Raw genomic sequence first — 15,043 nt, 5'->3', positions numbered from 1 at the left:
CGATGGGGATTCAGTCCTATCAAAAAGAAGCAGCCTACCAGGGAATCAGAAGTCTTTTAGCTGAAAGACTCTCCCTGTCTGAATCCGAGGTGCCGGAAGAACTGATTGAGCAGACCTACGAGGCACTGATGTTCGAACAAGAGTTGGCTTCCACCGAGGAGATGATTTTGGAGCAGTTCGAAACGCAAGCCCTCGCGAATCCGGAGCGAGTAGCTGTGCTTTGGGGGCAGGAAGCGGCCTCATATGAACAAATCCGCGCCGGCATGCATCGTGTAGCTAACTCCTTGCTTCAACAGGTTATGGAACAAAACGTTCGGGTCGGCGTGTATGTGACGAATCCCCTGCAGCGTCTTTGGGCGATCTTAGGGGTCATGAGAGCGGGGGCGGTTGTCATAACTGCCGATCCTCATGAACGACTTTCGCAAGTAAGAACCCGATTTGATCAGATGGGTGTCTCTTGCGTAGTGTGTGAAAGCGCATGGGGGGACTCGCTTGCAACGAATGCGTGCGCGACTGTGCTTGTTGATCGATTGGAGGAAGACTCGACCGTGTTCGAGCTTCCGCCCTTCCCTGCGAGAGAAACCGACGCTTACGCTACCATCACATTCGGCCGGGAAGTGGTGCGCACGCAGACGGAGTTGACGGACAGAACGGCATCCTGGAAGGCTGCTTTTGACCTGCGGGAGGGAGAGACGTACGCCCTGTGGCAGGCTGAGCAGGGCGACACTTGGTTGGATCACGCGTTCTGGACGTTGACGAAGGGGGCGAAGTTGGTGCTTCCCTCCCATGCGGAGACACAGGAAGCGTTGCTCGGCTGTCTCTCAGAGGTTCAGGCAGATGTGGCCTACTTTGATTCATCGATTTTGGCAGCGATCTTACATGGCGAACAGCCGATTCCGGAGGGGCTTCGCGCGATTTTGTGCGGCAGTGAACCGCTACGGCAAGCGTCGCTAGATTCTCTTTTGGCTAATTGTGACACCGATCTGTATTTCTGCTTTACGCCGGGTGGCTTGCCGCTGAATTTAACGCCTATCCAAGCGCGACCAGGCCTCGGACATGGACGGCTGTCGCTTGGGACTCCGCGCCTGGGGCGCGCTGCGCTCCTCGATCCCCAGGGACACGAAGTGGAAGAGGGCGTCGTCGGTGAGATGAGCCTGTGGGACGGCCGTCAGCTGGTCACAACCGGTTTGAAAGCGATTCTGTCTTCCGAGGGAGACTGGCGTTGGGTGGAGAGCCAATCTAAATCGCTGGCCATCGTCGGACAACAAATCTGCGACACGAATCGAATCGCAGCCTCCTTGATGAAATATTCCGAGGTGGCCGATGCAGTAGTGTTAGTGAAGATGACGCTTGCCGGATGTTCCCAACCGGTCGCTTACGTGGTTCTCAAAGACGAGGGTGTCAACGCAGGCGACCTGTACGAAAAAATACAGGCAGATATGCCGAAAGCGGAACTTGGGTTTAAGGTTACTGCAGTTACATCTATTCCGTTGGGAAACGGGTATGTAGATGAAACGACCTTGCTGAAAATGCCGGTTGTTTCTTCGACGGAGATTCGTGCGATCGAAGAGAAAATCCGTCTGTTTCCGGGTATTTCGGCAGCCACTACGATCGTGGTGCCCCATCAAATCGAAGTTGAGCGCTTGGCCTTAGCGGATATCCTTCCTAAGGCAGTTGTTTCGGAAGTGTTGGTTCCGACCGAGCAAGCAGAGAAATCGTCCGATGCCGTAGATAAAATCTCGACTGGAACGGATCGTGCTGGAAGAGAAAGACCGCCCGCCTATCAAAACGGAGGAGAGCTAGTTATCCCAGATGAATTGCCGCGCGATTTGTCGACTGCGCTGCAGGAGACCGCCCGTCGTTATCCGCACAAAGGGCTCACGTTTATCGACTCCGATGGAGAGAAGATTTTCCTCAGCTATCCCGATCTGGTGCGTCGTGCGAAACACATCCTCGGGGGGTTGCAGGCACTCGAATTCAAGCCGGGTTCGCGCGTCATTCTCCAAGTTGACAATCTGGCCGGCCATTTCGCTGCCTTTTGGGCCTGCGTGATGGGCGGCATCATACCAGCGACTGTGGCGATCCCCCCTTCGTACCAGAAGGAAAATGGTGTCGTCGCGAAGATCTATCATACCTGGAAGCTGTTAGAGAAACCACTGATTCTAACAACGGATCGCTTCAAAAGTTCGTTGGAACAGATGACCGAGCTCTATTCGATGGACGGACTCGAAGTGCTGACGATCGAGGCATTGGAACAGGATCAAGCGGAAGGTGCCGTCCATAATGTGCAGCCCGGCGACTTAGCTTTCTTCCAGCTGACATCAGGCAGTACAGGCGCACCGAAGTGCATTCAGGAGGTGCATGAAAAGATCATTCGCCATATCAACGCCGGGAAGCAGTGCAATGGGTATGAAGCGGATGATGTCAGCTTGAACTGGCTCCAACTTGACCATGTCGTACCGATCCTGACCTGTCACTTGAAAGACGTGTATCTTGGCTGTTCGCAGATTCATGTGCGCACCGACTATGTGCTGTCCGATCCGCTGCACTGGCTTGATTTGATCGAGACTTATCGGGTCACCCACAGTTGGTCGCCGAACTTCGGATTTAAGATCGTCAGCGAAGCATTGAAAGAGAGCAGCGACAAGCACTGGGATCTGAGCTCGCTGAAGTATCTGATGAACGCAGGAGAACAAGTTACCCTGCCGGTCATAAAAGAATTTCTGAATGCAACCCGGGTCTTTGGAGTTGCCGAACAGATCATGCAGCCGGCGTTTGGGATGGCGGAAGTTTGCACCTGCATGACGTTCTGCAACGATTTTTCAAGGGACGTGCATGCAGTACATGTGTTGAAGTCCTCACTGCACGGACACATCGAGCTTACGGATGAATCTCAAAGTGACGATGCGCTCACCTTTGTCAGTTCCGGACGAACGGTGCGAGGGGTAGAGATCCGAATTGTCGATGGACAAAATGAACTCTTGCCTGAAAGTGTGATCGGCCGCTTCCAGATTCGCGGCGGCGTTGTGACGCCCGGCTACCTCAACAACGCCGAGGCCAACAACGAGTCTTTCGTAGAGGACGGTTGGTTCAATACGGGCGACTTGGGATTCATCCTAAACGGCGAACTGTTCATCACAGGTCGCGAAAAAGAGCTGATCATCATCTACGGCGCGAATTTCTACTGCCATGAAATCGAGGAGATCGCTGGCCAAGTCGAAGGGGTGCTGCCGACATTCATTGCAGCGAGCGGCGTCCAGGACTTGAGCAATGGCACGGAGACACTTGCCATTTTCTTTGTGGCCGATACGGAAGATTTTACGCTGCAGATACAAATTGCCCAAGCGATTCGTGCCAACGTTTCTTCGAAGCTTGGCATCGCACCTGGCATCGTCGTTCCGCTGGAGGAAACCACCTTTTTGAAGACGACCAGCGGGAAGATCCAACGGGACGTGATGAAAAAGGAACTCTTAAACGGCCGGTACAATGAGATTCTGAAACGGATCGATCTGGCGCTTGGCAACGAGAACACCTTGCCGAATTGGTTCTTTCGCAAACAGTGGGTACCGCGTCAGTTATCTATTAAGATGCACAACACGGTCGATGCGGCGCTGATTTTAGGCACCCAGGATGGCGTGGGAGGCTATCTTGCTTCACTGGTTCGCGCAGGCGGTGGAAAAGCGGTGCTCGTCGAGGCTGGGTTCGAGTTCAAAAAGCTGGACGAACAGCATTACATGGTAGATCCGAACAAGACGGAGGACTTTGCGGCCGTTCTCTCCGAGCTTAGCGTCGCGCCGACGCATTTTGTTCACGCTTGGCCTTCCGATGTCGAGGCGAGCTTGGAAGTCGGGCTTTATAGCTTGATTCGCCTTCTGAACGCGATAGACAAAAACGGAGTACGTGCGTTGAATCTGCTTCTGATTACTCGCCAAGCCTGGGGGGTCTTGGAAGCGGACATTTCGACCCCGGAGGCGGCTGCGATGTCCGGAATTTTGAAGACAATGGAACAGGAGCGGCCCGGTTCGCGTTGCTTGCATGTCGATTTTGATGCAGTGGCGCCGTCGGCGGCGGCGAAAGCGGCTTATCAAGAACTGACCGATGGCGTGCTGGCTGGGGAAGTCGCTTTCCGTGGCGGCAAACGGATGATTTCGAAACTTATCCCGGTCGAACTGACGCAAGGACAGTCGCCTTTGCCGATCAAGCGAGGGGGGCATTATCTCGTGACCGGGGGCACCGGCGGGATCGGCAGCCTCACCGCCAAAATGTTGGTGGAACAGTTTGATGCGAAAGTACTGTTGGTAGCCCGCTCAACGGCGAACGCCTATGCGGATGCGTGGAAAGGCCTCTCACACTTGCCGGACCGAATTCTCTTTTTCCAAGCGGACGTGGCGAACGCACATTCTTTGGAAGACGCTGTCAACAAAGCGGAATCGCATTGGCAAGCGCCGATTGTGGGGGCATTTCATTTTGCCGGCGTGATGGAGGAACGATTGCTAGAAGAAGAGACGCCGGAAACGATCGCGCAGGCGATCGACGGAAAAGTGCTAGGGGCGAAGTCCCTTCTGGAGATCTTCTCCGCTCGCCCGGGTTCTTTATTGGTGATGTCCTCTTCGGTCAACGGGACGTTCGGCGGCTTCCGAGCCGGAGCTTACTCCGCAGCCAACGCTTACTTGGACGAGTTGCCATCGGCAGTGGGACAAGCGGATTTGAGCGTTTATTCGATCGCCTGGACACAGTGGGAAGAGATCGGAATGAACAAAGGATCTCTGCTCGCCGACCTTTTGAAAGCAAAAGGTTTCCTGTCTATCATGCCTAAGCAAGGCTTGGCCTCGCTGCTCGCCGCTTTGAGCCAGACTCCAAGCATGATGATGGTGGGGTTGAACCCGACGAAGCGCTTTGTGGCCAGCCGCATGAGCCTTCCGGCAGAACCGGGCGATCTGCTGCGCTGTTATTATTCGGGCGAAGTGCAACCGAATGCCGTGCTGGGGACATTGTCCCGCGGCGATTTGACAGATGGATTCGGCTCCGTGTTTCACTTCGATCTCAATTGGCTGGATAATCTTCCGGTCGACGCAACTGGAGCATTGGACAAATCGGCGCTGAGAAGGCTGGCAGCCGATAAGGAAGCGGTCTCTACCAAGTTTCAAGAGCCGCAATCTCCGACAGAGAAGAAGCTTGCCGAGATCTGGGGAAAAATCCTGAATGTCGGTAAGATTGGGGTATCTGACAACTTCTTCGAACTAGGCGGACACTCCTTGCTGGCGACACAGCTGATTTCAAGGATTCGTTCGCAATTTGGGGTCGAAGTCCAGATCGACAGCCTATTCATCAACCCGACGTTGGAGGAACTGGCCAAGCAAATTGAAGCGAAATTGGATGCATTCACCACACCTGATTCAACCGCTGCGTTAAAACGGTATGAGGAAAAAGAGAAAATCCCGCTCTCGTTTGCCCAAGAGCGCCTCTGGTTCCTCAATCAACTGAGCCCAGGCAATCCGTTCTACAACATTCAACAGATGATTCGCATCAAGGGACCGCTAGACTGGCGCGATGTAGAGCAGGCGTTTAAAAAGCTGGCGGAACGGCAGGCGGTGCTGCGCACCACCTTCCAAGTCGTCGGCGAATCTCCGGTGCAAGTCGTAAATGACATGAGTCAAGCAGGAATTTTCGATTTGCAATATCTCGATTATTACGGGTATGCACGCGAGGAAACGGATGCGAAAGTTCAAGCGTTTGCGTACGAAGAGTCGCAACGCGGATTCGATCTGGAGCGGGGACCTGTCTTCAGAAGTCGGCTGGTTCGGATCGCGGAGAACGAACACATCCTGCTGTTTACGGTGCATCACATCGTCGCTGATGCTTGGTCGATCTCGATCTTGATTCGTGAGTTTCTGGCGCACTTTCAATCGGCTACGCTGCCGGAACTCCCGATTGAATATGCCGATTTCTCGATTTGGCAGCGAGAATGGCTGTCGGGTGAGGAGTATGACAAACAGCTGAAGTACTGGAAGAACTACCTGAAGGGACACAGCGGATCGCTGGAGATCAAGACCGATTTTCCTCGTCCGGCTATGCCTTCCTATAAGGGGGAGAAGCTGCAGCTGAAAATCCCGCAAACACAGGTGCAGGCGCTCGAGAAGCTGAGCCAGTCATTAGGCGTCACGCCTCACATGATCTTATTGTCGGTATTCAGTGTGCTGCTCAATAAATATTCCGGGACCGAAGACCTCGTCGTCGGCATGCCGATCGCCAATCGGAATCGCACGGAAATCGAAGAGCTGATCGGGTTTTTCGTCAACACATTGGCGATTCGCACGGACCTTTCGGGTAACCCGACATTTGAACGGTTGGTGGCGAACGTGAAGGACACTTTGCTGGGAGCCTATGCGCATCAGGACATGCCGTTCGAAAAGCTGGTCAATGAACTACAACTGGAGCGCAAACTGGATCGTCAACCGCTTTGCCAAGTGATGTTTGTCATGCAGAACGTGCCAATGCAAGCAATGAAGCTCGAAGGTCTTGACTTTGAGCTGATGGAGTCTCCTCATGAGATTTCGAAATACGACCTGACGCTCAGCTTTAGTGAAACGGGCAGAGAGTTGATAGGCGCGCTCGAGTACAGCACCGACCTGTTTAGCCGTGAGTCGATGGAACGAATGATCGATATTTGGAACCAGTTCTTGAAAAGCGTGCTGGAAAACCCGAACCAAAAGCTTTCGGAGCTGATGGCTCAGGTGGAAGTCGGGGAGGAGCTGATCCGTAAATTCAATCGTTCCATTTCCCTGCCTGGCGTATCGGATGAAGAATTTATCCGCGCTCTCCTGAAGTCGCGTCCATCGATCTTGAGCGCTGCTGCACTGACGCCTGTGCAGCGGGACCTGTATCTCGATTATCTGCGCAGCTCCGAGGGGGGGCAATACGGGCTGGCCTATTCGGTGGAGCTGGGGACTGCAGTCGATGCGGATCGTTGGAAAGCAGCCGTCCTGCAGACCATCGAGGAAACTCCGGTATTGAAAAGCCGCTATTTCTCGCTGAACGGCACTTTCTATCAGTGCGTAGACACCGCGATGGAGGTGGACTGGCAATTCGTTGAAGGAGATGACTTCAACAGTACAGTATCGAGATACGCGCAACCGCCGTTTGACCTGTTTGAAAATGCTGTACGCCATGTGCTGTTCAAAAATCGGGAGAGAGGCATCTACACGGCGGTTCTGGCTTGCCACCATATCGTGCTGGACGCGCACTCTGGGCATCTCTTCTTCCAGCGCGTGGCAGCAGCCTACCAAAGGGGAACAGGCGGCTCACAAGGAAAGTCTCTGGATGTGGCGTTCCACAATCTGGTTCCCCTGAGAAATTTGAGTTTCGACCGCTCGGATGCGATTGCATTTTGGACAGAAGCGACGAAACAGGTGGAGCCTCTGGTTCATACGGCCAACGTTCCATCGAATCTGGTCAGAAAACCGCGCTTGGAAACGATTCGTTTCAATGTCGCCCATACGGAAAAGATCAAGCAGCATTGCCGCGAACAGGGTTTTGGGGTGGCCGCATATTTCCAAACTCTCCTCGGCGTGCTGTTGGCGCGATTCTACCAACCTGAAAATGATTTCGTTCTATTTGATGTTCGCGGAGGTCGAGAAAAGCAGGAAGCGGATATCATCGGGTGTCTGTATCAAGTTCAGCCGATCGTGTTTGCCCAATCGATCTTCGATCAGGCCGAGACAAGCTTTGCAGAGATACTGTCTCAACTCCTGCAGGACCGCAGAAAAGCGAGAGCGCACAAGAATATCTCTGTGTTCGCTCAAAAGCAGATTTTTGGAAGACAAGGCGTGCGTTTCTACACAAACTTCTATAACTTCCCTGAGTTTTTCTTAGGTGAGAATCACTCACGGTTGGCGGTTCATGAATCCTATGAGGCTGATGAAGTGCATTTCATATTTGAAGAGTCAGCAGATGGAATCGAAATTCGACTAGCTTTTGATGAAAGTACTTGGGAGTCCACACAGATGCTTGAGCGACTGGAACGCTTGTCCGAGCAAGTGCTTGGCGGCTGTAACGCGTTCGGTCACTTGGAGATTGCGCTTGCGGATGAAGTGAAAACAATCACCGAGGTTTGGAATACAGCCGCAGTGCACGATGATAGCCAATCTAGCCTGGTCGCTTTGTTCACCGAGCAGGCGGAACGAACGCCGAATGCGATCGCCATTCGCTGCGACGGAGCAGAGATTCAGTACGGCGAACTAAACCGTCGGACGAATCGCCTGGCGCGCTATTTGGTCAAAAAAGGGATCAATGCGAATCGCCTGGTCGGTTTGTTCCTGAATCCATCGATCGATACGATCGTAGGCTTGATCGGGATTCTCAAAGCTGGCGGCGCTTATCTACCGATTGATCCCAAGTATCCGAGTGAACGCATGAAGTTCATGATCCAAGACTCCGGCGTGAATTTGTTGCTAACTGAGAGTGCATTGTGTGACCAGGCGGATCTGCCGGATGATGTCGATACGATCTCACTAGATGCCACCTGGTCCGAAATCGAAGCTGAATCGGATGCTGACCTTCAGGTGGAGGTGAGGGGCGATCAACTGGCATACGTTATCTACACGTCCGGTTCCACTGGAACACCAAAAGGCGCTTTGCTTAATCATTCCAACGTCGTGCGGCTTTTCAGCCAAACTGCACAATGGTACGGTTTCAATGCAGATGACGTTTGGACGCTGTTTCACTCGATCGCATTCGACTTTTCCGTCTGGGAGATTTGGGGGGCACTGCTGCATGGAGGAACGCTCGTGGTGGTGAATCCGTTTGTCGCGCGATCCCCTTACGACTTTCGTGAGTTGCTGCGCAAAGAGAAAGTTACTGTGCTGAATCAAACGCCGTCCGCGTTCGTGCAGTTGATTCAAGCGGATATGACGCAGTCCGCAACGAATGATCTTGCCATACGCTATGTCATCTTCGGCGGTGAAGCACTGAATTTCACGAGTCTCCAACCATGGTTTGATCGCCATGGCTTCGAGAAGCCGCAATTGGTTAACATGTACGGGATCACCGAGACAACGGTGCACGTCACGTACAAGCCGATCACGGAGGTCGATTTTACCCAAGGATCGGTGAGCAATATTGGGGTGCCAATCCCCGATTTGCAAGTGTACCTGCTCGATCGCTTCGGCAAATTCAGTCCAGTGGGCGCAGTCGGTGAGCTCTATGTCGGCGGCCCAGGCTTGGCGCAAGGGTACTTGAACCGGCCGGAGTTAACGGCGGATCGGTTTATCGAGAATCGGATCGAACCGGACAAGTCTGGAAGACTGTATAAGACCGGAGACATCGGACGCTGGACGCTGACGGGAGAAATCGAGTACCTGGGTCGCTCGGACCAGCAAGTCAAGATTCGTGGTTTCCGCATGGAGCTTGGGGAGATCGAAAGCCGGTTGCGCAAACTCGAGGGAATCGACGATGTCGCAGTTGTGGCAAGGAACAACCAAGGCGACGAAGCCGAACTGGTCGCCTACCTCGTTTCCAAAGCAGAACTATCAGTGAGTGAAATCAAGGCGCAGCTTCAACAAAACCTGCCTGATTACATGATGCCATCCGCTTTTGTCATGATGAAGGCACTCCCGCTTACCACGAACGGCAAACTGGATCGCAAGGCTCTACCAGCACCGGGAGAGTTCGATCGTCGCTCATCTTCGCGTTTCATCCAGCCGGAAAGTGAAATCCAAGAACTGATGGTACAAGCGTGGCGCGAGGTACTGGGCATTCAGAAGGTAGGGATCGAAGACAATTTCTACGAGCTGGGCGGGCATTCGCTGAAGCTGGTCGACCTGCAAACGAAGCTCAATGCACGACTGGCAGGAAAAACTCGCCCGATCAGGACGATGGAGTTGTTCCAATATCCAACGATCCGTGGATTATCCGGGTTCCTTGTATTAAGCGAATCAACAGAATCCGTGACAAAAGGTGAAGACTTGGCGAGCAGCCGGGCAGATAAAAGAAAGCAACTTGCAGCAAGACGACGAGGTTCAATCAAGTAGGGAATGTAGAATTTGGATATTCGGTATAAGGAGAGGTGTATATGCATCAAAATCCAACTTTGATTTATAAAGTGGTCGTAAATCGAGAAGGACAGTATTCGATTTGGCCACTGAGCAGAACGAATCCCAATGGCTGGACAGATGTTGGGTTTCATGGAGAACGAGATGTTTGTTTGAATTACATTGGAATGGTGCTTTGTTCCGACGACCAAACGCTTTCCAATGAATGCTATAGCGAACGTGTCAGCCAACTGGTTTATTTTTTGAGGCAATGTCTGCAGGATCAGACGGGTTGTATTGGCGTGTTGCTGGACGATTCAATTGAGAAGTTGCTTGCATTTTCGGCACTGCAATATCTAGGGGCAAGCTATGAGGTGTGGGATGTGAAAAACCTGATAGAGCCGTTGCAGAGAGACCGTACTGCTCTCCTTCTAACGACAAGCCGTTATGTGGATGAAGCGGATCGGTTGCTTTGGGAGACAGAATCGCTTGGCGGATATCTCCTACTAGATGAGTATGACGCCTCAAGTAGCGAAAAGCAGTCCCTTGAAAAACACATCTGGGAGTCAGTGGCGGAAGAGACGAGTGAGGAGCTAAATGATTATGGTTGGAACAGCAGTTTCGGCGGGAAAGCTTTCAGCCTTGAAGAGATGCAGGAGTACATCGATAACTTCCGAACAAAGCTGAAGCCGTACCTCACCAAGGAGTCGAAGGTGTTTGAGATTGGTTGCGGACACGGTTTGGTGCTGTTTCATCTGGCACCGGAGGTGAAAGCATACTTCGCCACCGATCTGTCCGAAACTATCATCGAGCGAAACAGATGGATGACGAGACGGGAAGGATTGTCTCATGTGGAGTTAAGGCAGGCGGCCGCGGCCGAGATTGAAGGGATCGCTGAGGCTGACTTTGACGTTGTCATGATGAGCAGCGTGGTTCACTATTTTCCCAACACGCTATATTTGGAAAAAGTGATACAAAGCGCGATCAGCCTGCTGAAGGAGAAAGGAATTCTCTATCTGGACGATTTGCTGGATCTTCGAAAGAAGCAGGAACTGGTAGAGGAGACTCGGGCCTATCAGCAGACACATCCGAATGATCTCGTGAAAACAAGTTGGGATGAAGATTTGTTCGTGGACGAGAACTTCTTTGAAGATTTACATCGAAAATATCCAGAGATTTGCGGATGGGAAAGCAGTTGCAAGCTGGGGGAGATCGAAAACGAGCTGAACCGATTCCGCTATGATGTGGTGCTGAAAGTGGATAAGAAGTACAAGCGGAAGGAGAATCCGGTATTATTACTCCACAAAGGAAGATATACGTGGGAAGACGTGCAACGCTGTAACAAAAGTAAGGGGCTGGTAAACAGCGCCATTCACGTGGAACCAGTAATGAAAGCTTGAGGAACATTTAAGGAGGCTACATATGCGAGAAACATAGGCGACCGATTATAAAGTGGTAGTGAACCTGGAAGGCCAGAATTCCATCTGACCTTAGAACAAAGAGATTCCCTCACGGTTGGAATGATGTTGATGAAGTGCATACATGCATATACCATCTGCATGAGGTGTGGACAGTAATGCGTCTGCGCAGCCTGAAACAAAAAAATTGACGCCAACCTTCGTTTCAAACAGTGAATGTAAACCTGAAAGGAAGACAATCTGTTGTGAGCAAAATCGCCTATCGTACACAGCCGACAGCCGGATCTCGAATGCGCGGGATCAGCACTTTGATCGTAATGCTATTGATGGTCGTTTTAACGCTCTGGCAAGCACAGCCGCCAAGCCTCAAACCAATCGATGCATCGTCCAGCGATTTTTCGGCAGAACGCGCACTCCAAACGATCGAAAATATCGCTCAAAAACCGCATCCGACCGGGTCGGTAGAAAACGCCCGCGTTCGGCAATATTTGATTGACCAACTGAAAAACATGGGCCTGACTCCGGAAACGGATTCGGGCATCGCTTATGCGGGTCATAATTTTCCCAGTGTCGCGAAAGTCACAAATGTGGTAGCGCGGCTGAAGGGAACGGACAATAGCAAAGCGGTTCTCCTGATGGCCCACTATGACTCGGTGCCAACTGGTCCTGGAGCCAGCGATGATGGCACTGGCGTTGCGACCGAACTGGAAACGCTGCGTACGCTTAAAAATGGCCCGCCGCTTAAAAATGACGTTATCTTCCTCTTCACCGATGGGGAAGAGCCCGGCAGCCTCGGGGCGCAAGTATTCTGGAACCACCACCCTTGGTCTCAAGAGGTCGGCGTTGTCCTCAACCTCGAAGCGCGCGGCGTCAGCGGTGCTTCTCTAATGTTCCAAACTAGTGATCAAAACGGCTGGCTAATCGACCAGTTCGCCCAAGCCGGCACACATCCGGTCAGCAACTCGATTATGGGCGACTTGTATCGCCGTCTGCCGAACGGCTCCGACCTCACTGTTTCGAACGAGAAGCAAGTCTCCGGGATGAATTTCGCGTTCGGTGACAACTGGCCAGCTTACCACACGGTTATGGACAACGTCGCCAATGTCGATCGTGCATCTCTCCAGCACCAAGGCGACAACACTCTGAAACTGGTTAAACAATTCGGCAATACTGACCTGACGAACACGAAAGCGCCGGACGCCGCGTACTTCAACCTGCTCGGCCTGCTGGTACACTATCCGCAATCCTGGGTCGTGCCGATCACCGCTGCCGTCACGCTACTGTTTGTCACCGTACTCGTGATCGGGTTGCGCAAACATCATTTGTCTTTGAAAAAGATCGCACTCGGTCTGCTTGTCGAGCTGCTCGCCATGATCGTCGCTCCGGCTGTCGTTTTCGGTATCTGGAAGGGAATCGAGGCGCTATGGGCCGGTGACATGTACGCCCCGATGGGCGGTCTCTATGACAATAATCTCTATGAGATCGGATTCGTTACCCTGACTTTGGCGATCACTGCCTTGCTGCTGAATCGCTTCAAAAAACAGCTCGGCCTGCTCAACTTGCTGGGCAGCGGCCTGCTGCTCTGGACCCTGCTGATGCTGGCAGTCTCCGTTGTGCTTCCGGGAGCGGGTTACCTGTTTACGTGGCCGCTCTTGATCAACGTGATCGTTTTAGGTATCGCCATGTATAAAAATGATCCCGAAGCCATGCTTGAACACCCGGCTTCTATGCTTGTCACGATGTTGCCGGTCGTCTTTTTCCTGACGTCGGTTATCAGCCTGCTCTTTATTTTCATGCCAGTCACGATCAATGCCTTCGCGATGGTACTGGTCGTGTTAGGACTTCAGTTGCTTTTGCCGCAGCTGTCTGTCTGTATGGAAAGCGGCAAATGGTGGCTGCCCGGCACTGCCACGCTGACTACCGTCGTCTTACTGATCATCTCCGCCTTCACGGCGCAACCTAGCAGCGAACAACCGGTAGGCAACAATATCTCGTATTACTTGAATGCAGACACCGATAAATCGGTCTGGGTAAGTTGGAGCGACCACACAGACGAATATCTTGAACAATTTCTTCCAAATCCGCAAGAGCGAACAGTCGATCAAGTCTTGCCAATCGGTCTCCCCCATATGAAGGTGCTGACCGAAGCGGCGCCGAACGTATCGCTGCTCGCACCGGACGTTCAATTAAAGGAGGATCAAACGGATGTGGACGGGATGCGCACGATCCGCCTGACCGTAACTTCAAAGTATCAGGCCGGCAAGCACTTATTCCAAATTCCTGATCCGAACGTCGAGAAAATTGCGTTTAACGGAACTTCGTTTAAACGCACCAACTACACGCTGCCTTGGAATATCGAATACTTTGTAACCTCGGACAGCCCATTGACACTCGAAGTGACCAGCAAGTCGAAAGGCAAGATCAAAGTGATCGTGTCCGATGTGATGGACGGTTTACCGAACATTATAGGGAAAACATTCATGTCGAGATCGGAGATGTTCATGCCAGAGATGTTTTTCGATCAGTCGACGATCGTGAGCAGAACATTCGAATTTTAACAGTACCGCAACACTTTGAAATCAATAGCAACGTGAAAGAAGGGAAATTGAATGCTGAAAAAACTTCATTCCTTAAAGCATCTGATCGGAAATACCCAATTGGTGTCGTTAGAACATGATCAAGTCAATCTCTTTACCAAGTTGGAATATCAAAATTTATCGGGAAGCGTAAAGGTAAGACCAGCGTTTTACATTCTGGAGTCAGCGATCAAACGAGGTGAGATTCATGAGCAATCCACCGTAATCGAATCATCCTCTGGGAATTTTGCGATCGCACTCAGTACCCTGTGCAAGCGGCTAGGTATCACGTTCATTCCGGTCATTGACCCGAATATAAACTCGATCTATGAAAACGTTCTGCTGTCCTTAACGGATCATGTGGAAAAAGTGATCGAACGTGATGAGACGAACGGGTTTCTCTTAACGAGGCTGCAGCGCGTACAAGACTTGCTGGAGACGACACCGGATGCGTTCTGGACCAACCAATACGGCAACCCGGATGCGGTGGCTGGGCATTATTACGGTCTCGGAGATGAGATTGCTAGAAGCTTCGATGAACTGGATTATGTGTTCCTCGGAGTCAGTTCTTGCGGCACGATTGCCGGCGTTTCCAAGCGGCTCAAAGAAAAATTCCCGAACATCAAAATTGTGGCGGTCGACACGGAAGGGTCTGTAATTTTCGGAGATAAGCCGCGCAAACGGTTTATTCCAGGGATTGGTTCCAGCATGGTGCCGCCCAATCTGGAAGAGGCACAAATCGATGAAATTATGCACATCTCGGAATTGGATGCCATCGACGGATGTCACCAGATATTAGAGAAACAATCGCTGTTCGTAGGCGGCTCTTCCGGCAGCGTATACGCTGCGATTCAGAATTATTTTCAAAATAAAACGTTTGCCAAGAAGCCGAACGTCCTGTTCATCTGCGCAGATAACGGAACACCGTATGTGAACACTGTGTACAACCGCGAATGGGTCAACATGCTGCGTGAACAGCATGTCATAGCCTAACTGTCAAACATCCAACAAACAAAACGGA

At 52.0% G+C, this 15,043-nt stretch carries 4 protein-coding genes; all 4 read left to right on the top strand.

Annotated elements, in window-relative coordinates; genetic code table 11:
- Positions 1-2 precede the first annotated feature (2 nt).
- On the top strand, positions 3-10,028 hold the full coding sequence (locus KP014_RS27825) for a non-ribosomal peptide synthetase (RefSeq protein WP_036604900.1): 10,026 nt from the start codon (positions 3-5) through the stop codon (positions 10,026-10,028).
- Between the two features lie 41 nt (positions 10,029-10,069).
- Positions 10,070-11,428 (top strand): MbtH family NRPS accessory protein, encoded by a 1,359-nt coding sequence (locus KP014_RS27820; RefSeq protein WP_036604898.1) that lies wholly within the window; start codon positions 10,070-10,072, stop codon positions 11,426-11,428.
- A 263-nt stretch (positions 11,429-11,691) separates the two neighbouring features.
- On the top strand, positions 11,692-14,004 hold the full coding sequence (locus tag KP014_RS27815; protein WP_051500692.1) for a M20/M25/M40 family metallo-hydrolase: 2,313 nt from the start codon (positions 11,692-11,694) through the stop codon (positions 14,002-14,004).
- A gap of 51 nt (positions 14,005-14,055) precedes the next feature.
- A complete protein-coding gene (gene sbnA / locus KP014_RS27810; RefSeq protein ID WP_036604896.1) occupies positions 14,056-15,015 on the top strand; it encodes a 2,3-diaminopropionate biosynthesis protein SbnA in 960 nt (319 codons plus the stop codon).
- Positions 15,016-15,043 lie beyond the last annotated feature (28 nt).

Origin of the sequence: Paenibacillus sophorae, assembly GCF_018966525.1 — a bacterium.
Lineage (GTDB): Bacteria > Bacillota > Bacilli > Paenibacillales > Paenibacillaceae > Paenibacillus_AQ > Paenibacillus_AQ sophorae.
This window is presented reverse-complemented; position numbering and strand designations above follow the sequence as displayed.

Coding starts and splice junctions, on each gene's coding strand:
- KP014_RS27820 (WP_036604898.1), top strand. CDS start 10,070: ATGCATCAAAATCCAACTTTGATTTATAAAGTGGTCGTAAATCGAGAA.
- sbnA (WP_036604896.1), top strand. CDS start 14,056: ATGCTGAAAAAACTTCATTCCTTAAAGCATCTGATCGGAAATACCCAA.
- KP014_RS27825 (WP_036604900.1), top strand. CDS start 3: ATGGGGATTCAGTCCTATCAAAAAGAAGCAGCCTACCAGGGAATCAGA.